Origin of the sequence: Amycolatopsis sp. NPDC051371 (assembly GCF_040682155.1) — a bacterium.
Taxonomy (GTDB): domain Bacteria; phylum Actinomycetota; class Actinomycetes; order Mycobacteriales; family Pseudonocardiaceae; genus Amycolatopsis.
Genome location: NZ_JBFBAG010000004.1, coordinates 111,282 through 138,129, shown reverse-complemented (window position 1 = coordinate 138,129; position 26,848 = coordinate 111,282). Strand labels below are relative to the sequence as shown.

Annotated in this window: 29 protein-coding genes; 16 read left to right on the top strand and 13 right to left on the bottom strand. The window is 70.9% G+C overall.

Annotation, left to right across the window (positions count from 1 at the left end; translation table 11 throughout):
* Positions 1–80: 80 nt before the first annotated feature.
* Positions 81–1,826: a protein kinase gene (locus AB0M59_RS07095; protein ID WP_364610049.1), complete on the top strand. Its 1,746-nt coding sequence runs from the start codon at positions 81–83 to the stop codon at positions 1,824–1,826.
* Positions 1,827–1,878: 52 nt separating this feature from the next.
* Here AB0M59_RS07095 and AB0M59_RS07090 read toward each other — a convergent pair whose 3' ends face one another.
* Positions 1,879–4,056, bottom strand: a complete 2,178-nt coding sequence (locus AB0M59_RS07090) for a transglycosylase domain-containing protein (RefSeq protein WP_364610046.1) — start codon at positions 4,054–4,056, stop codon at positions 1,879–1,881.
* Between the two features lie 342 nt (positions 4,057–4,398).
* On the opposite strand from AB0M59_RS07090, the gene AB0M59_RS07085 reads away from it, so the two are divergent.
* Entirely contained in the window at positions 4,399–4,695 is a 297-nt protein-coding gene (locus AB0M59_RS07085) for a WhiB family transcriptional regulator (RefSeq protein ID WP_364610043.1), read from the top strand.
* Positions 4,696–5,191: 496 nt separating this feature from the next.
* Here AB0M59_RS07085 and AB0M59_RS07080 read toward each other — a convergent pair whose 3' ends face one another.
* The 3 genes from AB0M59_RS07080 to AB0M59_RS07070 are packed head-to-tail and all read right to left on the bottom strand — an operon-like array spanning position 5,192 to position 7,578.
* On the bottom strand, positions 5,192–6,304 hold the full coding sequence (locus AB0M59_RS07080) for an ArsA family ATPase (RefSeq protein ID WP_364610040.1): 1,113 nt from the start codon (positions 6,302–6,304) through the stop codon (positions 5,192–5,194).
* Positions 6,301–7,308: an ArsA-related P-loop ATPase gene (locus tag AB0M59_RS07075; RefSeq protein ID WP_364610037.1), complete on the bottom strand. Its 1,008-nt coding sequence runs from the start codon at positions 7,306–7,308 to the stop codon at positions 6,301–6,303. Before AB0M59_RS07075 ends, AB0M59_RS07080 begins: the two co-directional genes overlap by 4 nt.
* Before the next feature lie 21 nt (positions 7,309–7,329).
* Entirely contained in the window at positions 7,330–7,578 is a 249-nt protein-coding gene (locus AB0M59_RS07070) for a hypothetical protein (protein ID WP_364610034.1), read from the bottom strand.
* Positions 7,579–7,741: 163 nt separating this feature from the next.
* Between AB0M59_RS07070 and AB0M59_RS07065 the strand changes: the two genes are divergently transcribed.
* The 7 genes from AB0M59_RS07065 (at position 7,742) to AB0M59_RS07035 (ending at position 12,121) form a co-directional block, all read left to right on the top strand.
* Positions 7,742–7,903, top strand: coding sequence for a DUF4177 domain-containing protein (locus AB0M59_RS07065; RefSeq protein WP_086679227.1), 162 nt, complete (start codon positions 7,742–7,744; stop codon positions 7,901–7,903).
* Between the two features lie 4 nt (positions 7,904–7,907).
* Positions 7,908–8,363, top strand: a complete 456-nt coding sequence (locus AB0M59_RS07060; protein ID WP_086840822.1) for a RidA family protein — start codon at positions 7,908–7,910, stop codon at positions 8,361–8,363.
* A complete protein-coding gene (locus AB0M59_RS07055) occupies positions 8,363–8,989 on the top strand; it encodes a hypothetical protein (RefSeq protein ID WP_364610031.1) in 627 nt (208 codons plus the stop codon). Before AB0M59_RS07060 ends, AB0M59_RS07055 begins: the two co-directional genes overlap by 1 nt.
* 36 nt (positions 8,990–9,025) lie before the next feature.
* Positions 9,026–10,177 carry a hypothetical protein gene (locus AB0M59_RS07050; protein WP_364610028.1) on the top strand — a complete coding sequence of 384 codons (1,152 nt, stop codon included), beginning with the start codon at positions 9,026–9,028 and terminating at the stop codon, positions 10,175–10,177.
* 110 nt (positions 10,178–10,287) lie between these two features.
* A complete protein-coding gene (locus AB0M59_RS07045) occupies positions 10,288–11,106 on the top strand; it encodes an NUDIX hydrolase (protein ID WP_364610025.1) in 819 nt (272 codons plus the stop codon).
* Positions 11,103–11,873 carry an MBL fold metallo-hydrolase gene (locus AB0M59_RS07040; protein ID WP_364610022.1) on the top strand — a complete coding sequence of 257 codons (771 nt, stop codon included), beginning with the start codon at positions 11,103–11,105 and terminating at the stop codon, positions 11,871–11,873. The genes AB0M59_RS07045 and AB0M59_RS07040 overlap by 4 nt, the downstream gene beginning before the upstream one ends.
* The gene (locus AB0M59_RS07035; RefSeq protein WP_364512631.1) at positions 11,870–12,121 is read left to right on the top strand and encodes a glutaredoxin domain-containing protein; all 252 of its coding nucleotides are present in this window, start codon (positions 11,870–11,872) and stop codon (positions 12,119–12,121) included. Before AB0M59_RS07040 ends, AB0M59_RS07035 begins: the two co-directional genes overlap by 4 nt.
* Here the strand turns inward: AB0M59_RS07035 and AB0M59_RS07030 are convergent.
* Both AB0M59_RS07030 and AB0M59_RS07025 read right to left on the bottom strand, forming a co-directional pair.
* Positions 12,102–13,283: a carboxylesterase family protein gene (locus AB0M59_RS07030; RefSeq protein ID WP_364610019.1), complete on the bottom strand. Its 1,182-nt coding sequence runs from the start codon at positions 13,281–13,283 to the stop codon at positions 12,102–12,104. The two genes, AB0M59_RS07035 and AB0M59_RS07030, sit on opposite strands and share 20 nt — an antisense overlap.
* A complete protein-coding gene (locus tag AB0M59_RS07025; protein WP_364610016.1) occupies positions 13,280–14,101 on the bottom strand; it encodes a VOC family protein in 822 nt (273 codons plus the stop codon). The genes AB0M59_RS07030 and AB0M59_RS07025 overlap by 4 nt, the downstream gene beginning before the upstream one ends.
* Before the next feature lie 83 nt (positions 14,102–14,184).
* Here AB0M59_RS07025 and AB0M59_RS07020 point away from each other — a divergent pair, with 83 nt between their 5' ends.
* Positions 14,185–15,150: an Lrp/AsnC family transcriptional regulator gene (locus AB0M59_RS07020; protein ID WP_364610013.1), complete on the top strand. Its 966-nt coding sequence runs from the start codon at positions 14,185–14,187 to the stop codon at positions 15,148–15,150.
* A gap of 205 nt (positions 15,151–15,355) precedes the next feature.
* On the top strand, positions 15,356–16,105 hold the full coding sequence (locus tag AB0M59_RS07015; protein WP_364610010.1) for a hypothetical protein: 750 nt from the start codon (positions 15,356–15,358) through the stop codon (positions 16,103–16,105).
* Here the strand turns inward: AB0M59_RS07015 and dnaN are convergent.
* From dnaN to AB0M59_RS06995, 4 genes are all read right to left on the bottom strand, one after another.
* Positions 16,095–17,156: a DNA polymerase III subunit beta gene (gene dnaN / locus AB0M59_RS07010; protein WP_364610007.1), complete on the bottom strand. Its 1,062-nt coding sequence runs from the start codon at positions 17,154–17,156 to the stop codon at positions 16,095–16,097. The genes AB0M59_RS07015 and dnaN overlap by 11 nt on opposite strands.
* Positions 17,157–17,193: 37 nt before the next feature.
* Positions 17,194–18,456 carry an MFS transporter gene (locus AB0M59_RS07005; protein ID WP_364610707.1) on the bottom strand — a complete coding sequence of 421 codons (1,263 nt, stop codon included), beginning with the start codon at positions 18,454–18,456 and terminating at the stop codon, positions 17,194–17,196.
* A gap of 414 nt (positions 18,457–18,870) precedes the next feature.
* Positions 18,871–19,545, bottom strand: coding sequence for a Crp/Fnr family transcriptional regulator (locus AB0M59_RS07000; protein WP_003081747.1), 675 nt, complete (start codon positions 19,543–19,545; stop codon positions 18,871–18,873).
* A gap of 149 nt (positions 19,546–19,694) precedes the next feature.
* Positions 19,695–19,946, bottom strand: coding sequence for a hypothetical protein (locus AB0M59_RS06995; protein WP_013230551.1), 252 nt, complete (start codon positions 19,944–19,946; stop codon positions 19,695–19,697).
* A 239-nt stretch (positions 19,947–20,185) separates the two neighbouring features.
* Here AB0M59_RS06995 and nth point away from each other — a divergent pair, with 239 nt between their 5' ends.
* The 4 genes from nth to AB0M59_RS06975 are packed head-to-tail and all read left to right on the top strand — an operon-like array spanning position 20,186 to position 23,349.
* On the top strand, positions 20,186–20,869 hold the full coding sequence (gene nth, locus AB0M59_RS06990; protein ID WP_364610004.1) for an endonuclease III: 684 nt from the start codon (positions 20,186–20,188) through the stop codon (positions 20,867–20,869).
* Positions 20,866–21,465: a TlpA disulfide reductase family protein gene (locus AB0M59_RS06985; RefSeq protein ID WP_364610001.1), complete on the top strand. Its 600-nt coding sequence runs from the start codon at positions 20,866–20,868 to the stop codon at positions 21,463–21,465. The genes nth and AB0M59_RS06985 overlap by 4 nt, the downstream gene beginning before the upstream one ends.
* Positions 21,462–22,160 (top strand): CoA pyrophosphatase, encoded by a 699-nt coding sequence (locus tag AB0M59_RS06980; protein ID WP_364609998.1) that lies wholly within the window; start codon positions 21,462–21,464, stop codon positions 22,158–22,160. The genes AB0M59_RS06985 and AB0M59_RS06980 overlap by 4 nt, the downstream gene beginning before the upstream one ends.
* A gap of 4 nt (positions 22,161–22,164) precedes the next feature.
* Entirely contained in the window at positions 22,165–23,349 is a 1,185-nt protein-coding gene (locus AB0M59_RS06975) for a MarP family serine protease (protein ID WP_364609995.1), read from the top strand.
* Here AB0M59_RS06975 and AB0M59_RS06970 read toward each other — a convergent pair.
* Entirely contained in the window at positions 23,346–24,227 is an 882-nt protein-coding gene (locus AB0M59_RS06970) for a GntR family transcriptional regulator (RefSeq protein WP_364609992.1), read from the bottom strand. The genes AB0M59_RS06975 and AB0M59_RS06970 overlap by 4 nt on opposite strands.
* Before the next feature lie 109 nt (positions 24,228–24,336).
* Between AB0M59_RS06970 and AB0M59_RS06965 the strand changes: the two genes are divergently transcribed.
* The gene (locus AB0M59_RS06965) at positions 24,337–25,425 is read left to right on the top strand and encodes an FAD-dependent monooxygenase (protein WP_364609989.1); all 1,089 of its coding nucleotides are present in this window, start codon (positions 24,337–24,339) and stop codon (positions 25,423–25,425) included.
* Here the strand turns inward: AB0M59_RS06965 and AB0M59_RS06960 are convergent.
* Positions 25,418–26,338 (bottom strand): alpha/beta hydrolase, encoded by a 921-nt coding sequence (locus tag AB0M59_RS06960; protein WP_364609986.1) that lies wholly within the window; start codon positions 26,336–26,338, stop codon positions 25,418–25,420. The two genes, AB0M59_RS06965 and AB0M59_RS06960, sit on opposite strands and share 8 nt — an antisense overlap.
* 4 nt (positions 26,339–26,342) lie before the next feature.
* The gene (locus AB0M59_RS06955) at positions 26,343–26,843 is read right to left on the bottom strand and encodes a phage holin family protein (protein ID WP_364609982.1); all 501 of its coding nucleotides are present in this window, start codon (positions 26,841–26,843) and stop codon (positions 26,343–26,345) included.
* Between the last annotated feature and the right edge of the window lie 5 nt (positions 26,844–26,848).

Below are 26,848 nucleotides of genomic sequence, written 5' to 3'. Positions count from 1 at the left end.
CCGCCGTTCCGGGGAACCTGCCGCTTAGCATTTGCGTCGGCCTGAAAACGGGTGACAAGCCGGGGGGCTTGGGGAGAACGATGGAGCAGTTCGGGCCGTACCGCATCGAAGGCCTGCTCGGCCGCGGTGGCATGGGCGAGGTTCACCGCGCCTACGACACGGCGCACGACCGCGTCGTCGCGCTGAAGCTGTTGTCCGGGCCGAACGCCGGCGACGAGGCGTTCCGCGCGCGGTTCCGGCGCGAGTCGCAGATCGTCGCGCGGCTGCGTGAGCCGCACGTGATCCCGATCCACGCGTACGGCGAAATCGACGGGCAGCTGTACCTCGACATGCGGCTCGTCGAGGGCAAGGACCTGAAGGAGCTGCTCGAGGACGGGCCGCTGACGCCCGAACGGGCGGTGGGGATCGTCGAGCAGGTCGCGGGTGCGCTCGACGCCGCCCACGAGGACGGCCTGGTGCACCGCGACGTCAAGCCGTCCAACGTGCTCGTGACGAGCAGCGACTTCGTGTACCTCGTGGACTTCGGCATCGCGCGGTCGATGACCGCCGAGGGGACGTCGATCACCGGTACCGGCAACGTGATCGGCACGCTCGACTACATGGCGCCGGAACGCTTCGGCGACGCACCGATCACCAGGCTCGTCGACGTCTACGCGCTCGCGTGCGTGTTCTTCGAATGCCTCGCCGGGCATCGCCCGTTCCCGGCCGACGGCGCGGCCGCGCAGATGGGCGCGCACCTGACCGCGCCGCCGCCGGTGCTTTCGCGGGAGCGGCCGGGCCTGCCCGCGGCGCTGGACGCCGTCGTCGCGCGCGGAATGGCGAAGAACCCCGCCGACCGGTACCCGACGGCGCAGGCGTTCGCCGACGCCGTTCGGGCCGGGCTCGCCGAGCCGGCGACCCCGCACCCGACGTGGCAGAAGACGCTGCCGGGCCCGGTGACCCCGCCGCGGCCCACCCTGGCCGCGCCGCGGCCCACCTTCTCCGGACCGATCTCGCAGCAGCACGCGGTGTCCGCCCCGATGACCCCGCCGCGGCCGATGCCGGCCGCGCCCTACGCGGGCCCGCAGCCGTTCACCGGGCCGGCCGGCAAGCTCGCCCCGGCCGGGACCCGGCCGCCGAAGTCCCAGCGGAACCGGTGGGTCGCGCTGTGCGCCGCGCTCGCCGGGGTCGTCGTGGTCGCGTTGCTGGTCACGTACCTGGTGACCAAGGACGACAAGACGCAGACCGGCGGCCCGCTGGTCCCGGTGACCGTCGACCCGGCGACGTCCTCGACGACGCCCGGGACGTCGACGGAGAAGACGACTCCGCCACCGTCCACTTCGGAGTCGAAGCCGGCGCACGACGAGCAGCTGTATGCCGCGCTTCCCGCGGTCTACAAGCAATACTCGTGCGTCGACGCGGCCGTGCCCGCCGGTGCGGTCGCGGCGGTGGAGTGCCGGGGCTCGAACGTCGGGGACATCAAGTCGGGCAACGTGGTGTTCCCGGAGCCGACCGGGGCGCGGTTCCTCCGGTTCGCCGACGCGGGGGCGATGGACGCGTTCTTCCAGGGCATCGTGAAGGCGCAGGGTCTCGCACGCAACGACGCGCAGGGCGCGTGCCGGCCCGAGAAGTACCCGAAGATCTGGGGCACCTACTACCGCGCGTCGGCCCCGAAGCCGGGCGAGTTCCTGACCTGCTTCCTCGGCGACCCGGCTCAGCTCGTGTGGACGCAGCAGAACCTGGTCGCGGGCGTGCTGCTGTCGACCAGGGTGACGAACAACGCGGAGCTGGAGGACCTCTACGAGTGGTGGAACACGGGGATCCTGGTGGACATGGCGGGGAACTGACCCGGTGAACGAACAGAGGGGGCCCCGCGGGGCCCCCTCTGCGTCGTCACGGTTACCGGCCCGGGCCGCCCATGTACTGCGGATCCGGTTGCGGTAGCTCCATTCTCGGCTGGCTGTCGTCCATGATGTTCTTCATCGCGCCGAACCACGTCCGGGCCGGAGCCTTGCCACCGAAGATGTTCCCGCTGCCGCAGACCCGGACGTTGCCCGGTCCCGCGTCGCAGATACCGCCCTGGCCGCCGCCGAACTTGAACGTCATCGCCGCGCCCGCGAGCTGCGGCGTGCCGCCGACGAACGTCGCCGAGACGTTGCCCTGCGTCGTGCCCGTCTTGCCGATGATCGGGCGGTCCCACTTCGCCGCGCTCGCCGCGCCGGCCGACGTGCCGCCGGGCTGGTCGTCCTTGCTCATGCCGACGGCGAGGGTGTTCGCCAGGCCCTCGGGCACCGCCTGCTCGCACGGGGCTTCCTTGACCGGCACCGGCTGGCCGTTGCGGTCGGTCACACTGGCGAGCGGCGTCGGCGGGCACCAGACGCCGCCGGAGAGGATCGTCGCCGCGACGTTGCCCAGCTCCAGGCCGCTCAGCGGGCTGAAGCCCAGCGTGAACGCGCCGAAGCCCGGACTGCGGCCGTTCGGCCCGTAAGCCTCCGCCTGGGTCTTGTTCTTGTTCCCGTCGTCGGACTTCGGGTCGACCGTGCCGCCGCCGATGTTGCTCGCCATCGTGTCGCGCATGCCGAGCCGCCGGGCCATGTCGATGCCGGGCGCGGTGCTGCCGAGCCGGTCCTCGAGCTCGACGAACGCGGTGTTCGGCGAGGTCGCGAGGGCCGTCTGCAGGGTCGCGCCCTGGGCGATCCGGCTGTAGTCACCGGCGTTGCCGACGCAGTACCACTTGGAGTTCAGCGGCGGGCCGGTCGGCGGGCAGCTCTTCCCGCCACCGGTGAACACGTGCGAGGTGTAGGAGTCCGGCACCTGCACCGGCGAATAGATTCCCGACACGCCCTTTTCGAGCGCCGCGGCCGACGTGAAGATCTTGTACGTCGACCCCGCGCCACCGGTGTTGTAGACGCCGGTGGGCAGCGCGTAGGTCGTCTGGCCTTCGTCCTGGTTCTGGCCGTAGTCGCGGTTCGCGGCCAGTGCGACCACTTCGTGCCGCTCCTTGCCTGGTCTGATCAGCGACAACGTGTTCGCCACGTACGGCTGGGTCTTCTTCACCTGCGCTTCGGCCGAAACCTTCGCCTCGTGGTTGGCGCGCTCGTCCAGCGTCGTCTTGATCGTGTAGCCGCCGGTGTAGAGCTGGTCCTTCGTCATCCCGCCGGCCTTGAGGAGGTAGTCCTCGACGTACTGGCAGAAGAAGCCGGACTCCGGGCCCGCGCCGATGCAGTTGGCCGCCGGCTTGGCCGGGAAGTCCGGCACGACGCCCAGCGGCTCGCCCTTGAAGCGGTCCGCGTCGGCCTTGGCCAGCTTCTTGTTCTCCACCATCCGGTCGAGGACGAGGTTGCGGCGCGCGGTGGCCTTGTCGGCGTGCTTCCACGGGTCGTTGTTGATCGGGTTGTTCACCAGCCCGGCCAGCAGCGCCGCCTGCGGCACCGTGAGCTTCTCCGGCGTGGTGTCGAAGTACGCGTGCGCCGCGGCGCCGATCCCGAAGATCTGCCGCGAGAACTCGACGATGTTCAGGTAGCCGGCCAGGATCTGCTGCTTGCTCAGCTTGGTCTCGAGCTGGATCGCGATCCGCGCTTCCTTGAGCTTGCGGGCGACCGACTGCTCCTGGGCCTTCTTCTGACCGACCTGGTCGGTGCGGTAGACCACGTTGATCAGGTAGTTCTTCACGTACTGCTGGGTCAGCGTCGAGGCGCCCTGCGTGTCGGCGCCCGTGCTGTTGCTGACGGCCGCGCGCAGCGTGCCCTGCCAGTCGACGCCGTGGTGGTCGTAGAACCGCTTGTCCTCGACCGAGACCAGCGCCCACTTCATGGCCTCGTTGATCTGGTTCTCGTTGACCGGCAGCCGGTACTGGTCGTACAGGGTCGCGATCGGCTTCCCGGTGCTGTCGGTGACCGTCGTGACCAGGGGCGGCGGGATGTCGGCGAGGTCCGAGGACGTCTTCTCCACCGTCTCGCTGGCCTGGTTGGACATGACACCGGCAGCCCCCACGACCGGGAAGAGCATGCCGGCGACGAGCACCCCCGCGAGCAGACAGAGGCCGATGAGCTTGAACAAACCATCCGCTTTTCGCACGAGGGCCAGGCTACCCGGAGTGAGTCAGGCGCCGGTGACGCCGTGTCTCCGCAGGTGTGAAAACAGTGACAAAACCGACCCCCTTCGGTGACATCTGGTAACGGAAGGCATTCTAGGTCTCGACGGGGGGAACCGAGGGCCCCTACAGTCCGTCAACGTCTCACGAAGACAAGCCGTCGGATGGATCAACGCGGGTGGGAGCTCGCCTGGTCCGAACGGCGGCACCGGCACCGGGGAGGTGCCCGGAACCGACGTGAGCAGAGGGAGACACGCTCGCGGGGGCAAGGAGCGCAGTGCCTTTCCCCGCTGGTGCGTCGAACACCAGGGTAGGGAGCTGGGGGTATGGAAACCAACCAGTCGAGCTGGCGAATCAACGCGTCCTGCCGGGACGCCGACCCGGACGGATTGTTCGTCCGGGGCGCGGAGCAGAACCGGGCCAAGGCCGTCTGCCTGGGCTGCCCGGTACGGACCGAATGCCTCGCCGAAGCACTCGACGGCCGGATCAACTTCGGCGTATGGGGAGGCATGACCGAACGGGAGCGGCGGGCGTTGCTGCGCCGCCGTCCCGACGTGGTGAGCTGGGCAGACCTGCTCGACGCGGCCAAGAGGGACGCGCTCGAGCGGGTGGAAGTCGGCTGAGCGGCCGCGGGCGGCGCGGCCCTGCCGGCGCGCCGCCCGTGCTGTTCAGATTTCGCCGGGCCCGCTCACCTCGGAAGCTGGCCCCGAACGTCTTGAATGAGTCATTCAGGTCTTCAGGCGTCTTGAATGACTCATTCAGGACGTCGAACGAGGCCGCGACTGAGCCGACGCCCTGGACGTCATGAAAGAGTCGTTGATGACGTCCGTCGCCAGGGTCCCGGCAAAGTCGGGTGGTCAAGCCGGATCGGGGGTTGCTCGGGCGTCGGAGGTCTTGAATGAGTCATTTAGGACCGCCGAAGACCTGAATGAGTCATTCAAGACGTTTGGTGGGCCGGCGGCGGGTGGGCGACCGGTTGCCGGAGCCCTGGTACCCGACGCCATGAACGAGTCATTCATGGCGTTTCGCCAGGGCGGTCGGGCACCGCTTCGCCGCGAATGACTCGTTCGCGGCCTCCGATGTCCCGAGTGAGTCATTCGGGACACCGAGCCGTGCGGGTCAGCCGGCGAGCTTCACGCCGATGTCGCGCAGACCCTCCAGGTCGTGCACGTCACCGGCCAGCGCGGGGACCCGGGCCAGCGCCACCTCGGGGTGCGCCCGGGTGAACCGCGCCAGCAGCCGTTCCTCGCGCGCCGCCAGGTCGACGCGGTCCGCGTGCAGCCGCAGCACTGCTTCGGCCAGGGGTGCGCTCTGCAGGGAATCCGCCGCGGTGCGCGCCTCGGACCCCGAAAGCGACGCCAGCACCGGGTGCGTCCGGTTCGCGATCAACCCCGCCAGCGGCATCGACTCCGAGGACAGCCGCTCCACGAAGTAGGACGCCTCGCGCAGCGCGTCCGGCTCCGGGGCCGCCACCACCAGGAACGACGTCCCGGACGAGCGCAGCAGCTCGGCCGTCTTGCGGGCGCGCTCGCGGAAGCCGCCGAACATGCTGTCGAACGCCTGCATGAACGCCGACGCGTCGGTCAGCAGCTGGCCGCCGATGATCGTCGACACGGCCTTCGCGAACATCGAGAACCCCGCGTTGACGACCTTGCGCAGACCCCAGCCGCCGGCTTTCGCCGGGCCCGTCAGGAGCCGGATCATCCGGCCGTCCAAAGCGGACGACAGCCGCGTCGGCGCGTCGAGGAAGTCCAGCGCGGATCGGCTCGGCGGGGTGTCGACGATGATCAGGTCCCAGTCGCCGCTGGCCGCGAGCTGGCCCAGCTTCTCCATCGCCATGTACTCCTGCGTGCCGGAGAAAGACGTGGAAATGGTCTGGTAGAAGGGGTTCTGCAGCAGCTGCTCGGCGCGCTCCGGGCCGGCGTGCACGCGCACCATGTCGTCGAACGTGCGGCGCATGTCGAGCATCATCGCCCACAGCTCGCCCTTGGGCTCGAACCCTTCGACCCGCACCTGCTTCGGGTGGTTGCCGAGCTCGCGCAGGCCGAGCGCCTGCGCCAGGCGCCGCGCGGGGTCGATCGTCAGCACGACGGTCTGGCGGCCGCGCTCGGCCGCGCGCAGGGCCAGCGCCGCGGCCGTGGTCGTCTTGCCGACGCCGCCGGAGCCGCAGCAGACGATCACGCGGCTCTCCGGATCGTCGAGCAACGCGTCGATGTCGATGGTGGTGGTCACAACCGCACCCCCTGGTCGGTCAGGGCCTCGGCCAGGTCGTAGAGGGCCGCGACGTCGACGCCGTCGGTCAGGTCCGGCAGTTCCAGGGTCGGCAGGTCGGCCTCGGCGAGCTGTTCGCGCGCCCGCTGTTCGGACGCGACCCGCACGGCGTGCTCGACGGTCTCCTCGACCAGCGCGTCCAGGGTGGCCTCCGGCAGCTTCAGCCCGGCCGATGCGAGCCCGCTGCGGACGCGGGAGGCGTCGACGCGCCCGTCCGCGGCCGCGGTCACCGAGCGTGCGGGCAGTCGCGGCGGTCTGACCCGGTTGACCAGCACCGCGCCCGGGCGCAGGTCGGCGCCGTCCAGCTCGGCGACGGCTTCGACGGTCTCGCGGACCGGCATCTCCTCCAGCAGCGTGGCCAGGTGGATCACGGTCTCGCCGGAGTGCAGCAGCCGCACGACGCCTTCGGCTTGGCCGCGGATCGGGCCGGTCTTCGCGAGGTCGGTCAGGGCCTTGGTGACGTCGAGGAACTTGACTACCCGGCCGGTCGGCGGCGAGTCGACGACGACGGCGTCGTAGGTGTGCCGCCCGTCGGACTCGGTGCGGCCGACGCACTCCTTGATCTTCCCGGTGAGCAGGACGTCCCGCAGGCCCGGCGCGAGCGTGGTCGCGAACTCGATCGCGCCCATCCGCCGCAGCGTCCGGCCGGCGAAGCCGAGGTTGTAGAACATCTCGAAGTACTCGAGCAGCGCGGCTTCGACGTCGATGTGCAGCGCGCGCAGTTCGCCCCCGCCGGGGACGGCGGCGATGCGCTGCTCGGCGTAGGGCAGCGGCTCGGTGTCGAAGAGCTGGGCGATGCCCTGGCGGCCCTCGACCTCGATGAGCAGCACGCGCCGGCCTTCGCGGGCGAGCGCGAGCCCGAGCGCCGCGGCGAGCGTCGTCTTGCCGGTCCCGCCCTTGCCGGTGACGAAGTGCAGCCGGGCGCGGGCAAGCTCGTCGGTCCAGCCGGCATGGGAAGTGGTCACTTCTTCACCCTAAATCAGCGCTCAGCTGGCCAGCAGCATGACGCTGACCGCACCGGCGACCGCCGCGACGAGCACCCAGGCGACGAGCCCGGGCAGCACGGTGAGGATGAGCACACCCAGGACGAGCAGCAGCGTGAAGGTGATCACGCCGCCGAGGGCGACCTGGCCGGAGCTCTGCGTCCGGTCGCGCACCTTGGCCATCACGACGAGCACCAGGGGCAGCCCGGTCGCCGCGAGCAGTGCCGTCGCGATCACGCGCCACGTTTCCACGGGCTCACGCTAGCGGTCCATGAGAGGCACCCCCATGGCTCTTGGGTCCATGAGGGTGCCCCTCGTGGACGGGTGTGAGGTCTGCCACAGCACGGCGCGTCGCGCGCGGATTTCCGGCGGCGGCCCCCCGGCGGTCTTGCCCGCTTGGCTACGCTCCCGGTTCATGAGCGCCACCAAGTGGGAGTACGCGACCGTCCCTCTGCTGATCCACGCCACGAAGCAGATCCTCGACCAGTGGGGCGAGGACGGCTGGGAACTGGTCACCGTGCTGCCGAACCCGACGGGCGAGCAGCACGTCGCGTACCTCAAGCGTCCGAAGGGCTGACCCCGTGAGCTGGAGCGAACGGCTGAAGGAGCTCGGCATCGAGCTGCCCGGCGTGGCCGCCCCGCTGGCCGCCTACGTGCCCGCGGTCCAGAGCGGCAAGCACGTCTACACCTCCGGCCAGCTGCCTTTCGTCGACGGCGTCCTCGCCGCGACCGGCAAGGTCGGCGCGGAGATCAGTCCCGAAGAGGCGAAGGGCCACGCCCGCACGTCGGCGCTCAACGCGCTCGCGGCCGTGCACGCGCTGGTGGGCATTGACAACGTCGCGCGGATCGTCAAGGTTGTCGGCTTCGTGGCTTCCGCGGAGGGCTTCACCGGTCAGCCCGCGGTCGTCAACGGCGCGTCCGAGCTCCTCGGCGAGGTCTTCGGCGACGCGGGCATCCACGCCCGCTCGGCCGTCGGCGTCGCGGAGCTGCCCATCGGCTCGCCGGTGGAGGTCGAACTGATCGTGGAGGTGCAGTGATGGATCCGGACATCGAGCAGTCCACCCACGAGCTGCTGCTCCGGCTGGCCGGGCGGCTGCCCGACCAGCTGCTGTGGCGGTTCCGCGACTGGCTCGGCGAGGGCGCCATGGGCACCCTCGCCCGGACCCTGCCGAGGTCTTTGCTTAAGCACAGGATTGACCTCGACCAGACGGAGTACCGCCTGCTCGTGGCCGGGCTCATCCCGCACGGCGCCGACTGGCACCAGGTCAGTTCGACGCTGGGGGTAGACGACGTCACCGAGAACCGGTACACATTCACGTCGAGTGCGCCCGAATGGGTTAACTCGGTCGACTCCGTGTCCGTGTTGATCCACGCAACGTTGCGGGGACGCCCGGACGTGGGGGAAGTGCGGCAGAGCTGGCGACACGTCGGTGTGGTCGGGCAGGGGACCGCCAAGCGCGTCCTGCTGATCACCGCGCTGTCGGGGTTGCCGAGGTTGACCGGCGAACTGCAGCGGGTGCTGCGCGTTCTGGGCGACGAAGAGCCCAGCGTCGAGGTCATTCCGCCGCGCTTCGACCTGCCGGGTTACCACCGGGCCGCGCTGGCTGACTCAGAGCTGGTCTGCGTGGGCGCGGTGACGGGAACCCGGCTAGTAGCCGCATAACGCTCGCCCGCCAGCGAGCTGGGAGGGAGCAAGGCAATGGTGGAGGTCCACGACGGCCCGCCCATGGACGGGTTCTCGGTGCCCCTGCGCCTGCACAACCTGTTACTGGCCCTGGCGGGCCGGATCGACGACAGCGCGCTCACCGAGGCGCGTGAGCTGATCGCCCGGGCGCACATCGACGAGGCGGTCGAGCTGACCACCGGCACGCTCATCGCGGGCCGGATCCCGGTCAGCTCCGCCGAGCAGCGGGAGCTGGCGCTGGTGCTCGAGATGAGCCGGTCGGACGCGACGCTGGCGAACGACCTGCTGGTCGACGAGGCCGAGCCGGTCAGCACGCACCGGTTCAGCGGCGAGAACTCCCCGGAGTTCGGCATCGCCGAGGCGCTCGACCGGACCCTGCAGGTGCTGCCGGACGTCCGCTCGGTGCACGCGGTGTGGCGCAACACCCCGGCCGGCAGCGTGCCGGGCGCGCTGCCGCAGCGCGTGGTGCTCGTCGAGCTGGGGCCGGAGGGCAACCCGCCGGCCGTCGCGTTCCGCGTCGACACGGCGCTGCGCCGGGCCGGGATCCACTCCGTCGTCGAGGTCAGCGGCCCTGGCGTCGCGCACTCCGAGTACCACCAGGCCGCTTCGGCGGCCGCGTCGCCCGCCTGGGTGACCGGGAGCACGACGTCGTCGGCGTCGGTGTACCGGCCCGAGCCGGTCAAGGCGCCGGCCGCGGTGGTGCCGGAACCGGTCGCGGAGTCCTCGGGAAGCCGGCACAGCATGCGGTCGAGCACCGCCACGACGACCCCGCCGGAGCCCGTCGCCCCGGTGGTGCCGATCGTGTCGCCGCCGCCCGTCCCGGAGCCGCCCCGCCAGTCGCGGGTCGAGCGGTCCTCCGAACGGTCCGAAACACGGGCGGAGCGCACCGCCGACCTGACCCCGGCCGAGGTCGCGCAGCTGCGGCAGGCGCTGGCCGAAGACCCGGAAAAGGGCCGCGAGATCGCCGCGGGCAAGCCGTCGATGCACGAGGTCGTCGAGCTGCCCGCGCTGGACCTGGACGACCCGAGCCTGAGCGAACGCGACCGGGCACTGCTGCGTGAGCTGCACGCCGAGCTGGCCGAGCGCGAGCGCGCCGAGGCGGCGAAGATGCGGCTCAACGGCGCTTCCCGCTCCGGCGGCGACCAGCGCGGCTGGACCGCTCCTTAAGTCCTCTTTCGCGAGAAGGCGGTGTCTCCCCCGGGAGACACCGCCTTTTCACTGTCTGAGACGCCACAACTGCGCGACGGAACGTCGGGGTCCGGAGGTATGTTTCCCGGGTGGAGCAGCCAAAGGAGTTTGTCTTCGACATCCCCGTCGGCGCCGGGGTAGCCACCCGCGCCAACGTCGACGGGCCGCCCGCTGTCCCGAAGGACGCGGCCACCGTGATCCTGGTCCGGGATGGCGCCGACGGCGTCGAGATCTTCCTGCAGCACCGGGTCAAGGGCATGCCGTTCGCCGGCGGGATGACCGTCTTCCCCGGCGGCGGGGTCGACCAGCGCGACGCCGACGCGTCCGTGGCGTGGGCCGGTCCGGAGCCGTCGTGGTGGGCTTCGCGCTTCGGCTGTGACGATGCTCTCGCGCGGGCGCTGACCTGCGCGGCGGTGCGCGAGACGTTCGAAGAGTCCGGCGTGCTGCTCGCGGGCAGTGCGGACGCGGTGCTCACCGACGTCACGTCGTACGCGGCCGCCCGCCAGGCCTTGGAGACGCGCGAAGTGTCGCTCGCCGGCTTCCTCGCCGACGCCGGGCTGACGCTGCGGGCCGACCTGCTGCGGCCGTGGGCGCACTGGATCACGCCCGAACAGGAGCCGCGCCGCTACGACACCCGGTTCTACGTCGCGAAGCTGCCCGAAGGCCAGGAGGCGGACGGTGCGACGTCGGAGGCGTCGAGCTCCGGCTGGCAGCGTCCCGAGGACGCGATCGCCGACGCGCGCGAAGGCCGCCGGATGCTGATGCCGCCGACCTGGCTGACGCTGAGCGAGCTGGCGGAGTTCGCCACGGCCGACGACGTCCTGAACGCGCAGCGCGAGATCGTCCGGATCGCCCCGACTCTGATCCGTGAGAACGACCACGTCCGCGTCGTGCTGGAGCAGCGATGAGCGCTCCCGCGTACGGCGTGCTGCGCCAGGTGTCCGAGACAGCGTCGGTGCTGCTGGAGAACAACCCGTCGTCGATGACGCTCGAAGGCACCAACAGCTGGGTGCTGCGGGCGACCCCGGAGACGCCGGCCGTCGTCGTCGACCCCGGTTACCGCGACCTCGAGCACCTCGAGCTGCTGGCCGCGGCCGGTTCGGTGGAGCTGGTGCTCCTCACGCACTTCCACCCCGATCACGCCGAGGGTGCGCCATGGTTCGCCGAGCGCGTAGGCGCACCGGTGCGGGCCTTCGACCCTTCGCTGTGCGTCTCGGCCGAGTCCTTTGTGGACGGCGAAGAGATCTCCGCCGGCGGGCTGTCGATCCGCGTGCTGCACACGCCCGGCCACACCGGCGACTCGGTGTCGCTGGTGCTCGACGGCCAGGTGCTGACCGGCGACACCATCCTCGGGCGTGGCACCACGGTGCTGCACGACCTGGGTGACTACCTGCGCTCGCTGCGGAAGCTGATCGAGCTCCCGGCGGGCACGCTCGGGCTGCCCGGGCACGGTCCGGAGCTCCCCGATCTGCCCGCGACCGCGCGCGAGTACCTCGCGCATCGGGAACAGCGGCTCGACCAGGTGCGTTCGGCTCTGAAGACACTCGGTGCGGACGCCAGTCCGCGCCAGGTCGTCGAGGTCGTGTACGCCGATGTCGACCGGGCGCTGTGGGCGCCGGCCGAACTGAGCGTGCAGGCGCAGCTGGACTACTTGCGGTCGGAGGAACAGGGATGAGCAACGTCGAGGTCGAGTTCTACTGGCGGCCGGGGTGCGGGTTCTGCGCCGCGCTCGACCGGCCGATGTCGAAGAGCGGCTTCAACATCCGGAAGATCAACATCTGGGAGGACCCGTCCGCGGCCGCGCGCGTGCGCGAGGTCGCGAACGGGAACGAGACGGTCCCGACCGTGATCGTCGGGTCGACCGCGATGGTCAACCCGTCCTTCGCCGAGGTCGAGGCCGCCGTCAAGGCCGCGTCGGCCTGATCGCTTCCCACGTCGGGCTGGGCCGCTTTCCGTGCAGGAAGGCGGCCCAGACTTCGCGCAGCCCGGTCTCCGCTTCGAGACCCTTCGGCGCGCCTTCGAGCATCGGTGCGTCCCAGACGTCGTGGGTGCCGAAGAGGAACGGGAGGTCGATGCAGTGGCACGCCTTGAACGGGTTGCCAGGCGCTTCCCAGTCGAAGCGGTAGGCGAAGGCGTCGAGCTTCGCGGCCAGCGTGTCGCTGACGAAGAAGCTGTTCGCTTTGTCGACTACTTCTTGCGGTGCGTCGGGGGCGAACGCGCGTAGCTCGTCTTTCGTCGAGCTGATGAGCGCCGGTCCGGCCGGAGCGGCTTCGATGAGGTCCTTCGCGACGAGGTCGTCGTCGGCGACCAGCTGGAACGGCGGTTCGAGCGAGCCGGGCTTCGCCGTCTTGGCCGCGACTTTGAGCTGGGCTTCGAGGAGTTGTGCTGTTGGCACTGCTCGGAAGTCTTCGCCGAGTTCCTGTTGGAGCAGCACCGCGTTCTGGCTCGCCTCGTCCGATGTGGACGGTCGCATGCCGAGCGGTGCGCTCTGCAGGGCGATTCGCTTGACGAGACCTCGGGCGCGCGGCGCCGACCACAGGGCGAGCGTCGACTGCGCCCCGGCCGACTGCCCGCCGAGGGTGACTTCGGCGGGATTCCCGCCGAACGCGGCGACGTTGTCGCGGACCCATTCCAAGGCGGCGAGCTGGTCGGCGATGCCGAGGTTGGGCGGAATCCCTGGTGCGCTCAGGAAGCCGAGGGCGCCGAGGCGGTAGTTGAGCGTCACGACGACGGCGTCGGCCTCACGGGCCAGGCGCGTGCCGGTGTACCAGACCTGGCCGCCCGAGCCGCTGGAGAACCCGCCGCCGTGGATCCACACCAGCACCGGGCGGCTCCCGGTGGTCGACGGCGTGAAGACGTTGAGCGACAGGCAGTCCTCACTCTGCGGCAGGGGCATCGGCCCGAGGGCGTGCTCCAGGCGTGACGGCGGCTGCGGCGCCGCGGGGCCGGGCTCCAGCGCGTCCCGGACGTCGGTCCACGGCTTGGGCGGCTGCGGCGCTTCGAAGCGTTTTGCTGTTGCATAAGGGATTCCCCAGAAGACCCCTGCTTCTCCGCGAATTCGGCCGGTGGTGGTTTCGACGATCATCGTGCCACCTCGAAGTACACAGCGGCTCCTTCGGCGTCTTCGGCGCGGACGAAGAACCCTTGGTCGTGCGTCTTCGTCGGAACGTGCTGCTCGATCAGCTTCCGCGCTTTCGCGAGATCCGCAACCAGGACGCCGTGGGCGGCGAAGTACGGCAGCGTCTTCGGGGTTTCACCCGGCAGGACGGTGTCGAGGTCGCTCACCCTGACGATGTCGACCAGCTTCTGGCCGTCGGTGATCACGTCGTAGCGCTTCCGGTAGGCGTCGATCTCGTCGTCGGGGACGATCAGGACGATCCCGGCGATCCCGCGGGCGCCGTTGGGGTGGTCGAGGTAGCGCGGCTGGTGGACGTACTCCGGGGTGAGGTGCTCGGCGGTGTGGAGAATGCCCTCCGGCGTCCGGTCCCGTCTGATGTGGACACTGCGGAAGCGGGCGGTGCGGGTGCCTTCGGGAAGTTCGACGTCCCGTTGCAGCTTCAGCACGCCCGAACTCGAGAGGCCGGCTTCGCTGAGCCGTTCCGACGCCGCATCGGAGTCGTCGACGCCGAAGGAGCAGCCGTGGAGGCCGTCGCCGCGGGCGTCGAGGATCGGCAGCACCCGCCAGGGGTCGCCGGCGGCTTCGTCGACGATGCCGATGAACTCGAGGAAGGAGTCGCCGAAGTAGGCGCAGCGGTTCGCGGTGCAGCTCGGGACCGGTTCACTCTGGTCGGTGGAGGCGGCGAAGTGCCGCGACGGCGGGCTGAGCGTGAAGCCGAGCTGCTCGTAGCGCTGCCAGGTTTCGTCGTGGTTCCTGGTCAGGAAGACGGTGTGGTCGATGTTCATGCTTTCAGGGTGGAGCTCGTCTCCGTTTTCTTCCGCTTGCTCGTGGATTGTGCCCGAAATTCGACATTGCTTAGTCTTGTCTGGTGGAATCCGGCCTGCTCGACGACCTCGACCGCCGCCTGGCGCACGCACTGCAACTGGACGGGCGGGCGTCGTTCAGCACGATCGCGTCGGTGCTGGGCGTCTCCGACCAGACGGTGGCGCGCCGGTACCGGAAGCTGCGGTCGTCCGGGGTGCTGCGGGTGGTGGGCGTCCCGGAGGCGGCGCCGCTGGGGCAGGTCCATTGGCTGGTACGGCTGCGCTGCGTCCCGGACGCGGCGGCGGCGATCGCGGCGGGCCTGGCCCGGCGTCCGGATACCCAATGGGTGAGCCTGATGTCCGGTGGAACGGAGATCGTGTGCTTCATCCGGGCGCCGCTGCGGGAGGAGACGGACGGGTTGCTGCTGGGGCAGCTGCCCCGGACGCCGCGGGTGGTGTCGATGACGGCGTACCGGTTGCTGCGCCGTTTCGCGGGTGGGCCGGCGGGGTGGACCGGCCGGTCGAACGCCTTGTCGGCTTCACAGGTCGCTGCTTTGCGCCGTAGTCCTTCGGTGGTGCCTTACCACCCCGAGCCGGGCGACTCCGCCCTGTTCGCCGCGTTGGCTCACGACGGCCGAGCCGACATGTCGACATTGACGGCAGCCTCGGGCCGGTCGGAGTCGACGGTCCGCCGTCGCCTTTCGGCGCTGTGTTCATCAGGGGCGTTGTATTTCGACGTGGAGGTGGACGCGGCCCTGCTGGGCTACCCCCTGACGGCGACGCTCTGGTTGACGGTGGCGCCCTCGGCGTTGGAGTCGACGGGCCGAGCGTTGGCAACGCACCCCCAGGTGGCCTTCGCGGCGGCAACCACGGGCCCGGCGAACCTGGTGGCGAACGTGGGCTGCCGCGACGACGCGGCGCTGTACTCGTACCTGGCCGACGACCTGGGCGGGTTGGCCGGAGTGCAGCAGGTGGAGACGGCGCCGATGATCCGGACGCTGAAACGCTTCGGCACCCTTGCGCCGGTGTAGCGCCGGCTGGTGGATCCGCGACTCACTGCCTGTGGACGACGAGCGCGCGATCGACTTCATCCTGAATGGTGAGCAGCATCGGCTGACCCGTGCTCAGGTACTCAGTGCGGCGGCGAGAGGCGGACCGGAGCCGATTCGCACGCACTGGGTCTCCATCGGAGACCAGCGGTGGCCGCCGAGACAGCTCTTCGAGCGCGCTCTGGGGGTGTCGCGCACCGAGTTCATCTCGCACGCCGCGATCCGCCACCTTCGCCGGCTCGGGTTCCCGACCAGCCCGCTGCCGCAGGAATCCGATGTTCAGCGCGAGCTGCCGGATACCGCACCGGGGGAAGCCTTCGCGTCCCTCGTCGATTTTCTGACCGTCGAAGACCTGAGCACTCGCATTCGCCGCGTGGAACAGCGGCTGGAGGGAGCTCAGCTCGGGAACGTCGATGGCTTGAACGGCGGCATGACGGACGAGCTGCTTCAGGCCGCGCTGCTGGTGCGGCAGCACGCCGGGCGCGTCAACGACCTCATCCACGCGGCGACGATCGTCCGGGCGCTGCCGAAGATCCTCGAACCGGGCGAGCGCATCGTCCGGCGCCCGTCGCTGGCCTCGGGGAACGACCCGGATCGCCCGTTCGACCTCGAGACCGACCGCCGGGTGGCCGAGTTCAAAACGGCCCGGTGGAAGGGCGGCGACACGATGCGCAAACGCTTGCTCGTCGCCGACCTGGTCGGCCTGGTCCTCAAGCGTGGCGAGCGTCGCGCCGAGCTGTACGTGTTCGGTCGCCTGCCACTCGACTTCCTGCGAACCAGCACCTCGACGGTCGAGTGGATGCTCGGCCGCTCGGCACCGAACCTTCGGGACGCCTACGAGCAGCGCTTCGGGAGCGCCGCGTTGACGGTCAGCCAGTTCACGGCCGGACCGGCGGCCGACGTCGTCCTCCGGGACCTGACCGAAATCATCGGCTGAGCATCGGCATCAGGTAGTACGTCAGTTCCACCTCCCCGGGCTCCGCGGCCCGTAGGATGCACGCTCGCATCCCCGGCTGGATCGACAAGGTGATCCGCGACCCGGTGAAAGCCTGCAACGCGTCCAGCAGATACCTCGCCTGGAACGACGGCGATGTCCGGCCGCCGCCGACGTCCGCCTTCAGCGTCTCCTCCGCCTCACCTGTGTCCTGGCGGGCGCTCGCCAGCCGGACCTGCGCATCTCCGACCTCCAGGGTCAACACCCGGCGATCCTCGGCGTACACCCCGACCCGGCGGACCGCTGCCGCCAGGGCGTCCGCGTCCACGGTCACCGTTGTGTCGACCGCGGACGACGGGATCGAGTCCTCCGACAGGAACCCCGCGTCGAGGACCGCCGTGCCGACCAGGCCACCTTCCCAGCTCAGGCCGAAGCGTCCGGGGCCCGCGTGCAGGCCCACGATGCCCTTCGCCTGGCGCGCCGCTTCGGTCAGCAAGGTCGCCGGGACCAGCACGTCCAGCGAGCCCGGCTCGCGCAGCGGCAGGCGGGCCACCGCCATCCGGTAGCGGTCGGACGCCGTCAGCGTCAGGCGGTCGGCTGCCTGGACGCGGACGCCGGTGAACAGGGGCAGCGGGTCGTCCTTGGACGCCGTTCCCGCGACGATCCGCAGCGCCGACGCGAACGCCGCACCGTCCACTTCGGACACTTGGGGTGGGTCGGGAACCGGCGGGCCGGCCTCGGTGGACAGGAGGGGCAACGCGAACCGGGCGTTGTCGAGCCGCAGGGCCAGGCGGCTGCCTTCGACGACCAGGCGCACCAAGTCTGTCTCGAGCATTCGAAGCGTCTCGGCGAGCGGTGGCGCGGGGACGGTGACCGAGCCGTCGGTGTGGGTGGTGGCCGGACAGTCGAACCGGACGGCGAGATCCGGATCGCTCCCGGCGACCGTCAGTCCGGCCGCGTCCGCCCGCAACCGCAGGCCGGCGCGGGCGGGCAGCAGCCGCGAAGCGGCGGAGACGGCCGCCGAGAGGCGGTGGGCAGGCGCGGTGACGTCCATGCCCCGCAAGCTAGCGCGGGGCACCGACAAAAACGGCCTACCGGCCGGCGCCGACCAGCTCCGAAACCGCCGTGACCTGCTGAGGCGCCCGAACCGTCCCCCGCAGCAGCCAGACCACCGCCGCGAGCACCAACCCGGCCACGCTCGCGGCCAGGAATGCCGCCGAAGGCCCGGCGTGTTCCACGACGTACCCGCTGATCGACTGACCGGCGGCCAGCCCCAGCGTCACCGCCGTCAGCACCCACCCGAACGCCTCCGCGGCGGTCCCGGACGGCGCCACCAGCTCGATCGCCGACGAGTGCGCCGTCGACTGGGGCGTGATCAACGCCCCCGCCAGCAGCATCATCAGCGCCAAGCCCCACAGCGACGACGGCCACGCGAGCAGCGCCACCAGTGCCCCGAACGCGCCGAGCAGGGCCGGCAACCGCAGGCCCATCCGGCGGGGCCACGGGCGCAGGCTGTACGCCACGCCGAACGCCACCGAGCTCAGGGACCACGCCGAAAGCAGCAACCCACCGAACGAAGGAGAGCCGGCTTCGGTCGCCGACGCCGGGACCGCGACCTCGACGAACCCGATCACCACGCCGAAGCCGAGCGCGGCCAGCGCCAGCGTCCGCATGCCCGGGCTCGCCAACGCGCCCAGCAGCGAACCACCCGGCTCCGAGGAACGACCCCACGACCGCACCGCCGGGCTCAGCGCGAACAGCACGGCGCCGGAGAACTGCAGCACGACGCCCAGCACCAGGCCGGTCCCCGCCCACGGCGCCAGGACCAGCAGACCGGCCAGGCCGGGACCGAGGATGAAGAACACCTCCATGCTGATCGCCTCGTACGAGAACGCCGCGTTGCGCGCGCCGCCCGCAGGAAGCAGGCGGGTCCACAGCGCGCGGGACGCCGAGCCGACCATCGGCTCCGACAGCCCGGTGACCACGGCGAACGCGACCAGCGCGGGCGTCGAGGCGTGCGACTCGATCGCCGTGACCAGCGCTGTCATCGACAGCGCCAGGAGCAGGGAGGCGACGAGCAGCGGCCGCGTCGGGCCGAAGCGGTCGATCAGCCTGCCCTGGATCACCGCGCCCACCGAGACACCGACGAGCGAACCGGCCGAGACCAGCCCGGCGGCGGCGAAGGACCCGGTCTCGCGCTGGACGTAGAGCAGCGCGGAGATGCCGATCATGGCGATCGGCAGGCGGGCGAGCACGGACGCGATGGCGGGCCACCGGGCGGCGCGGGTCGTCAGCGCGCTGCGGTAGTCGGCCAGGGACGTACGACCTTCGGAGTGGGACACGCGTACCAGTATGCAACAGAGTGGTACGTGAGTACCAGTTATTTGACGGTCAGGTGCGTCACCGGCAGGCGGGAAGTGGCTCAGGTGAGGTCTCGATCGGGTAACACTCCCGATATTCTCTGTGAACTCGTGCAACAAAACGACGGGCACGGCGTCCTTGAGAGTGAATGGCCTTGAATTCGTGGGTATGGGCCGTGATGGTTGAACAACAGCACACAACCCAGCTCCCTCCGGCATATGGGTCGGGGCCTGGTCCGGAGGGCGGGGAGCGCGGATCGTCGGGGGATGGTCCGCGCGACAAACGAAGAGCCGGTGCGCCACGTCGGGGGTGGCGCCCGGCTCTTTGTTGATCAAACACTGTGTCTGTCGCGAAGCGTGAAGAAGGCCTCCTCACCAGGGTGAGGAGGCCTTCTTCACGTCAAGGACTCAGCGGGCCCGGCGGGCGAGCCGCTCCGGGTCCAGGATCAGCACGCTCTTGCCCTCGAGCCGCAGCCAGCCGCGGTGGGCGAAGTCGGCGAGCGCCTTGTTGACGGTCTCGCGCGAAGCGCCGACGTACTGGGCGATCTCTTCCTGCGTCAGGTCGTGCGTGACCCGCAGCAGGCCCGCCTCCTGGCTGCCGAAGCGCTGGGCGAGCTGCAGCAGCGCCCGCGCCACGCGACCGGGGACGTCGGTGAAGATCAGTTCCGCGACCATGTTGTTCGTCCGGCGCAGGCGGCGCGCGACCACGCGCAGCAGCTGCTCGGCGATCTCCGGGCGGGTCGAGATCCACTGCCGCAGTGCCGGGCGGTCCATGGTGACCGCGCGGACCTCGGTGACGGTGGTCGCGCTCGACGTCCGGGGGCCGGGGTCGAAGATGGACAGCTCGCCGAACATGTCGGACGGGCCGAAGATGCCCAGCAGGTTCTCGCGGCCGTCCGGGGACTTGCGGCCGATCTTCACCTTGCCGGACTGGATGATGTACAGCTTGTCGCCGGGTTCACCCTCGTTGAAGATGACATGGCCGCGGGGGAACTCCACGGATTCCAAGGTCTGGGCCAGCGCCTCCGCCGCTGCCGGCTCCACACCCTGGAAAATGCCCGCACGGGCCAGGGTTTCGTCCACCTCGGGTGCCTCCTCGTCGAAAAACGTTCACGCCCTCCCTTGGCTGGAAGAGCGTGACGCCGATCACTTGCGCGTCAGTCTAGGGCGTACTCGCGAGATCGCCTGTCGGACGCGCGCGCCCGCCAGATGATCTCGTTCGAACGTGGAGCCTAACTCCGCACGCGTCGCGCGCGTAGCCTGGCCGCCCGTCCGCCCAGCCTACGCAGCCGGAACAGCTCCAGCGCGCGGCCGATGCCGTGCCCGTAGAGCGCCCGGACCTCGTTGGGCTGCGCCTGCTCGAGGAACTCTTCGACCTCGTTCTCCTGCACCGCGACGTGCTTGAGCCTGCTTTCCACGCGCTCCATGAAGAGCGCGAAGAACATGATCACCAGGGGGACCAGGATGACGAACCAGACGGTCATGGCCGGACTCCTGAACACAGCCGGAAACACTCAGTGGAAAGCATCTACTCCAGATCCTCGCTCATGGCGGCCGGGAAACTGCGCCGAGGTGGTGCTCTGGCGTGTCGGTCGTCCACCGGTGCACTGACCGGCTCGTCCGACGGCGCCCGTAGGCTATCGGGGTGCCACCTGCCACCACGAACGCCCCCCGTGAGGGCGCTGGTGAAAGCCGGTTAGCTCTGGTGAGACGCGCCAGGCGGATGAAGCGTTGCCTCGACGACGTGTATCCCGACGCCCACTGCGAGCTCGACTTCGCCACTCCGCTGGAACTGCTGGTCGCGGTCGTCCTGTCCGCGCAAACCACCGACGTCCGGGTGAACCTGGTCACGCCCGCGCTGTTCAAGCGCTACCGGACCGCCGCCGACTACGCGGGCGCCGACCGCGCCGAGCTGGAGGAATTTCTTCGAAGCACCGGCTTCTACCGGGCCAAGGCGAACTCCGTGATGGGTCTCGGGGCGGCGCTGGTCGAACGCTTCGACGGCGAGGTCCCCGGCAAGCTCGACGACCTCGTCACGCTGCCCGGCGTCGGCCGCAAGACCGCCAACGTCGTGCTCGGGAACGCCTTCGACGTCCCGGGCATCACCGTCGACACCCACTTCGGCCGGCTGGTCCGGCGCTGGGGCTGGACGACCGAAGAGGACCCGGTCAAGGTCGAGCACGCCGTCGGGGAGCTGATCCCCCGCAAGGAGTGGACGATGCTCTCGCACCGGGTGATCTTCCACGGCCGGCGCGTCTGCCACGCCAAGAAGCCCGCCTGCGGCGCGTGCCCGCTGGCCAGGGACTGCCCGTCCTACGGCACCGGCCCGACCGGGTTCGAAGAAGCCGCGAAGCTGGTCAAAGGCGTCGAAAAGGACCACATCCTGGCGCTGGCGGCGCCCCGGTGACGACCGTCACCAAATGGGCGCTGGCCGCCGCCGTGCTGGCGGTGGCGCTCATCGTCGCGCTGCTGCCGCGCGGGGGTGACGACAGCGCCGCGAAGCCGTCCGAAGATCTGGCCCCGGCCCGGTCCGCGGCGGCGCTCCGGCCCTGCCCCGCGCCCGGCCCCGCTCAGCCGGTGAAGCAGCTCGACGGCGTCAAGGCGGACTGCCTCGGCGACGGCGCGAGCGTCGACGTCGGCCGTGCGCTGGCCGGTGCTCCGGTGCTGGTCAACGTGTGGGCGTCGTGGTGCGAGCCGTGCCGGACCGAGCTGCCCGTGCTCCAGGAGTACGCCGCGCAGCCCGGTGCCGTGCGCGTGCTCGGCGTCCAGGTCCAGAGCCCGGCGGAGGACGGCTTGAACCTGCTGGCGAAGCTGGGCGTGCACCTACCGTCGGTGTTCGACGGCGACGGGCCGAGCGGGCCCGTCCGGACGGCGCTGAAAGTGCCTTCGTCGCTCCCGGCGTCCTACCTGGTCACCGCCGCGGGCGAGGTGCGGTTCATCGCGAACCCGCGCACCTTCGGGAACACTGACCAGGTGCGTGCGGCAGTCGAGGGGGCAGCGTGATCGGACCACTGGTCGAGCCGGAGTCGGTGCCCGAGTGGCTCCGGCCGCTGGTCAAGGTGAGTGCCGAGGTCGATTCGAAGACGTTCACCCGGTTCAGCCCGCCCGAGGACGCCTACACGCGCGCCGCGGCGGTGCTCATCCTCTTCGGCGAGCGCGAAGCCGACGGCGAGCCCGACGTCCTGCTGCAGCGCCGCGCCGACACGCTGGGCTCGCACGCCGGGCAGGTCGCGTTCCCCGGCGGCGGCGCCGAGGACGGCGACGGCGGCCCGGTCGGCACCGCGCTGCGCGAGGCCGAAGAAGAGACCGGCGTGGTCCCGTCCGGCGTCCGGCCGGTCGCGGTGCTGCCGGAGCTGTTCGTCCCGGTGTCCGGCTTCGCCGTGACGCCGGTGCTGGCGTACTGGGCCGAGCCGTCGCCGGTGCACGCGGTCGACCCGGGCGAGACGGCGTCCGTCGCCCGCGTCGCCATCGCCGACCTGGTCGACCCGGCCAACCGGTTCACGATCAAGAAGGCCGGCATGCCGTGGAAGGGGCCGGCCTTCGAGGTCGGCGGCCTGTTCGTCTGGGGGTTCACCGCCGGGTTGCTGTCCGTCCTGCTCGGCCTGGGAGGCTGGGAGCGCGAATGGGACTCGGACGACGTCCGGGACCTCGACGAGGCGCTGGCGGCGTTCCAGGCGCGGTTAAAGGGCGAGGAGTGACGCGGTGAACTGGGTCGATGTGCTGGTCTTGCTGCTGGCTGTGCTGGCGGCGGTGTCCGGCGCATACCAGGGCGTGATCGTCGCGCTGCCGTCGCTGGTCGGCGTCGTGCTCGGCGCCCTCGCCGGGATCAAGCTCGCGCCGGTCGTCGTCTCGTTCTTCGACGACCCGGTCTGGAAAGTCGCCTTCGCCGTCGCGACCGTGGTGTTCCTGGTCGCCTTCGGTGAGGCCATCGGCGTGTACGTCGGGCGCCGGCTGCGTCAGAAGATCAACCCGGACAAGCTGTCCGGCGTCGACAAGTCGCTCGGCGCGGTCGTGCAGGCCCTCGTCGTCTTCATCGTGGCGTGGCTGATCGCGACGCCGCTGACCACCGTGTCCGGCCTACCCGGGCTCGCCAAGGCGATCAACGGCTCGGTGGTGCTCGGCAAGGTCAACGACGCCATGCCGGAAGCCGCGCAGGGCTTCCCGAGCCAGCTGCGCAAGCTGCTCGACGCGTCCGGCTTCCCGTCCATCGTCGACCCCTTCCAGAAGGCCCCGACGGCCGACACCTCGCCGCCGGACCCGGCGCTGCAGAGCAGCGGGACCGTCCAGCAGCTGCACGGCAGCGTCGTCAAGATCCGCGGCAGCGCCAGCTCGTGCTCGCGGTCGCTGGAAGGCAGCGGGTTCGTCATCGCACCCCAGCGGGTGATGACGAACGCGCACGTCGTGGCCGGCACCGACACCGTCGGCATCGAGACGACGCAGGGCGACTACCCGGCGCGCGTCGTGTACTTCGACCCGGAGGTCGACATCGCGGTGCTCGCCGTGCCGCGGCTGCGTGCCCCGGCCCTGCAGTTCGCGTCCGAGACGGCCCGGGCGGGCGACAGCGCGATCGTGCTCGGCTACCCGCTCGACGGCCCGTACCGGGCTACACCGGCGCGCGTGCGCGGCCGGATCAACCTGCGCGGCCCGGACATCTACGACGCGAACACCGTCCAACGGGACGTCTTCACGGTCCGCGCGGAGATCCGCAGCGGCAACTCGGGCGGCCCGATGGTGACCCCGGACGGCCAGGTCATCGGCGTCGTCTTCGGGGCGGCGGTCGAGGACCCGGAGACGGGCTTCACCCTCACGGCCGAGCAGGTGCGGGCGGAGGTCGACGCGGCGCCGTCGCAGTCGACGAACGTGTCCACCGGCTCCTGCGCCGCCTAACGCCCGAACCGCAGCGCCAGGCCGTCCAGCAGGGCGCGCATGCCCAGCTCGAAGATGTCGTCGAGCACCAGGTCGTAGCCGGTTCCGGTCAGGTCGGCGAACATCCGGGCGAACGTCGGGTGGCCGGCCGCCATCGCCGCCACGGCGGGGCCCTGGTGGTCCATCCAGTCGTCTTCGGTCAGCCCGGACGACGCCAGCGCGCTCTGCTCGCGTTCCAGGTGGACCGCCATGCCCTGGACGTGGCTGAAGAACAGGACGTGCAGGTCGCACAGCGTCGCGGCGTCGACGTCCAGCTCGGACAGGGCCGACAGGGCCCACTCACCGTGCACGGCGAGGTTGCGCAGCGGCAGCGGGCGGGTGATCGGTCCGAGCTGCGCCAGCCACGGGTGGCGGCGGAAGAGCGACCAGAGCGTGCGGCCGCCGAGCGTCAGTCGGTCGCGCCAGTAACCTGACGGCTCCGCCGGGTAGCCGCGTTCGCCGAACGCGGCGTCGGCCATGAGCAGGACCAGTTCGTCCTTGCCCTTCACGTACCGGTACGGCGCCATGGCGGCGACGCCGAGGCGGGCCGCGATTCCCCTCATGGACAGCGCGCCGAGGCCTTCGGTGTCGGCGACGGCGATGGCCGTCCGCACGATCTGCTCGCGGGTCAGCCCTCGCTGGCCGCCACGGTGTTCACGGCCGGCGACGACCGTGCCCGACCGCGGTTCCGCGCGAACGACCCCTTCGTGGCCCAGCAGGTCCAGTGCTTTGGCCGCGGTCGCCATCGCGACGCCGTGTTCGGCCGCGAGCCGCCGGGTCGAGGGCACGCGCGCGCCGGGCGGCAGCTCGCCGCGCGCGATCCGGGCGCGCAGCTCCTCGGCGATGGCCACGTACTTCACGGCTTCCCCCTGACCTAGCACAGACGGTCATCTGTACTAGTACAGATTCGCCGCTTGAGCTGCGACAACTCCACTGTGGTGCAGACAAGCGTACGACTCTGGAGGAACAATGCGAAACGTCCTGATCTCCGGTGCCGGTGTCGCCGGCGGCACCTTGGCCTGGTTCCTGGCCCGCGCGGGCTGGACGGTGACCGTGGTGGAGCGCGCGCCCGGCCCGCGCACCGGCGGCCAGGCGATCGACGTGCGCGGCGCCGCGCTCGAGGTCGTCGACCGGATGGGCCTGGGCGAGCGGATGCGCGCGGTGCGCACCCGGATGCGCGGGATGTCCATGGTGGACGGCACCGGCCAGGAGCTGTTCCGGTCCGAGGAGTTCACCTACAGCAGCGGCCGGCTCGACAGCGACGACTTCGAGATCCTGCGCGACGACGTAGTCGAGATCCTGCAGGGAGCGGCCGACGTCGAGTACGTCTTCGGCGACTCGGTCACCGCGTTGACGGAGGAGGCGCACGGCGTGCGCGTCGAGTTCGAGCGCGGCGGCTTCCGGACGTTCGACCTGGTCGTCGGCGCGGACGGCCTGCACTCGGCGGTGCGGCGGCTGACCTTCGGGCCGGAAGAGCGGTTCGTCCGCCACCTCGGCCAGTACCTGGCGATCTTCCCGGCGCCGAACTTCCTGGGCCTCGAGGACTGGCAGGTCTGGTTCCGGCACGAGGAGACCGGCGGGGCGATCTACCCGGTCCGGGACAACACCGAGCTGCGCGTCACCCTCGGCTTCGGGTCGGACCCGCTGCCCCGGATGGACGTCGAGGACCAGAAACGGCTCATCGCCGAGCGACTGGGCGGGATCGGCTGGGAGGTGCCGAAGCTGCTGGAGGCGATGGCCGCCGCGGACGTCTTCTACTTCGACGCGATGGCGCAGATCCACCTCGACCGCTGGTCGGCGGGCCGGATCGTGTTGCTCGGCGACGCTGCCTACTGCGCTTCGGCGCTTTCCGGCCAGGGGACGAGCCTCGCGCTGGTCGGCGCGTACGTCCTCGCCCAGGAGCTGGGCCGCGCGGAGCACGAACCGGCCTTCGCGGCTTACGAGCGCCGGATGCGGCCCTTCGTCGAGCTCAACCAGGCGCTGGCGACGGAGAACCCGACAGGTGGTCCGGCGGAGGAGTCGACAGAGCGGGCGAAGAACGCCATCGACCTCACTTGAGGAAGTCGACCAGGGCCGCCGAGGTGCGCTCCGGCGCCTCGAGGTGGGGGAAGTGCCCGACGCCCGGCCAGAGCTCCGGCTCGGCGTGCGGGCCCGCCCAGCGCACCGACGACGTCGCCGTCTCGGGCAGGATGCAGGTGTCGTCGGCGCCGTGCAGCTGCAGCGTCGGCGCCGTGATCCGGGCGTCGACGGCGTCGGTGAACCGGCGGCCTTCGCCGCGGAACTGCGCGCGGAACGCCCAGCGGTAGTACTCGAGCGCGCTGTGGGCGACCCCGGGCACGAGCATCGCCTGCCGGAAGGCGCCGACGCTCTCGGCGAAGTCCGAAGTGGACTGCCAGCCGCTGCCGGCCCAGCCGGTGAAGAGATCCCCGACGGCCTGGGCGTCGTTCTTCACGAGCCACTTCTCCGGCGCCATCGGGACCTGGAAGCGGAACAGGTGCCCGGCGGCCCGGCCCTGGCCGCGCCACGGACGGGCCGCCGACGACCGCAGGGCCAGGGGATGGGCGGCGCCGATCGCCGTCACCGACGACACGAGCCGGGGGTGCAGGGACGCGACCGTCCAGGCGAGCATGCCGCCCCACGCGTGCCCGACGAGGTGCGCGCGGCGCGCCCCGAGCGACTTGATCAGGCCGCCGACGTCCCCGGCGAGCGTCCACGCGTCGTAGCCGCGCGGCGGCTTGTCCGAGTCGCCGTAGCCGCGCAGGTCGACGGCGACCGCGCGGAACCCGGCTTCGGCCAGGGCCCGCAGCTGGTGGTGCCAGGTCCACCAGAACTCGGCGAACCCGTGCAGCAACACCACGACGGGCCCCTCGCCGAGCTCGGCGACGTGCAGCCGGATGCCGTTCGCGGACACGTCGCGGTGGGCCCACGGGCCGTCGAGCCGGACGCTCGACGGGTCGGGGGACGCGTGCAACGACTCAGTCGCGCGTGGTGGTCAGGTCGGCGTCGGGCGCCTTCTGCGGCTTGAGCGCGGCGGCGGTCTCCTTCACGCTGGCGATCGTCCGCTCGGGTGCCTTGAACTTCTTCACCTTGCGGTAGCCGAGGAACCCGGCCCCGATCGCGACCAGCAGCATCAGGACGAACACGATGCCGAACGCGCCCCAGCGGTGGACGGGCCGGATCCAGTCCGCGAAGCCTTCGGCCAGAAAGAAAAAGAAGAAGAACGAGCTGTACAGGACGACGGTCAGCGCGATCAGGAAGTAGATGGCCCCCTTGAGGCCCTTCTTCACCTCGCCGACCAGCTCGGACTTCGCGAGCTCCATCTCGGCCCGGACGAGGGTCGAGATGTGCTGGGTCGCGTCGCCGACGAGCCTGCCGATCGACTGGTCGCCGGGGACGTCGGAGTCGGAGGACAGCGGGAGGTAAGGCACGGCCCCCACGCCGTCGGGGCCGGTGCGTTCGTGCTTGGGGCTGCTCACCGGGT

Bases quoted from the DNA above. Each gene is read 5' to 3' on its own strand.
- AB0M59_RS07095 (WP_364610049.1), top strand. From the start codon at position 81: ATGGAGCAGTTCGGGCCGTACCGCATCGAAGGCCTGCTCGGCCGCGGT.
- AB0M59_RS07085 (WP_364610043.1), top strand. From the start codon at position 4,399: ATGGAAACCAACCAGTCGAGCTGGCGAATCAACGCGTCCTGCCGGGAC.
- AB0M59_RS07065 (WP_086679227.1), top strand. From the start codon at position 7,742: ATGAGCGCCACCAAGTGGGAGTACGCGACCGTCCCTCTGCTGATCCAC.
- AB0M59_RS07055 (WP_364610031.1), top strand. From the start codon at position 8,363: ATGGATCCGGACATCGAGCAGTCCACCCACGAGCTGCTGCTCCGGCTG.
- AB0M59_RS07050 (WP_364610028.1), top strand. From the start codon at position 9,026: ATGGTGGAGGTCCACGACGGCCCGCCCATGGACGGGTTCTCGGTGCCC.
- AB0M59_RS07040 (WP_364610022.1), top strand. From the start codon at position 11,103: ATGAGCGCTCCCGCGTACGGCGTGCTGCGCCAGGTGTCCGAGACAGCG.
- AB0M59_RS07035 (WP_364512631.1), top strand. From the start codon at position 11,870: ATGAGCAACGTCGAGGTCGAGTTCTACTGGCGGCCGGGGTGCGGGTTC.
- AB0M59_RS07030 (WP_364610019.1), bottom strand. From the start codon at position 13,283: ATGATCGTCGAAACCACCACCGGCCGAATTCGCGGAGAAGCAGGGGTC.
- AB0M59_RS07025 (WP_364610016.1), bottom strand. From the start codon at position 14,101: ATGAACATCGACCACACCGTCTTCCTGACCAGGAACCACGACGAAACC.
- dnaN (WP_364610007.1), bottom strand. From the start codon at position 17,156: ATGGACGTCACCGCGCCTGCCCACCGCCTCTCGGCGGCCGTCTCCGCC.
- AB0M59_RS06995 (WP_013230551.1), bottom strand. From the start codon at position 19,946: ATGACCGTCTGGTTCGTCATCCTGGTCCCCCTGGTGATCATGTTCTTC.
- nth (WP_364610004.1), top strand. From the start codon at position 20,186: ATGAAGCGTTGCCTCGACGACGTGTATCCCGACGCCCACTGCGAGCTC.
- AB0M59_RS06965 (WP_364609989.1), top strand. From the start codon at position 24,337: ATGCGAAACGTCCTGATCTCCGGTGCCGGTGTCGCCGGCGGCACCTTG.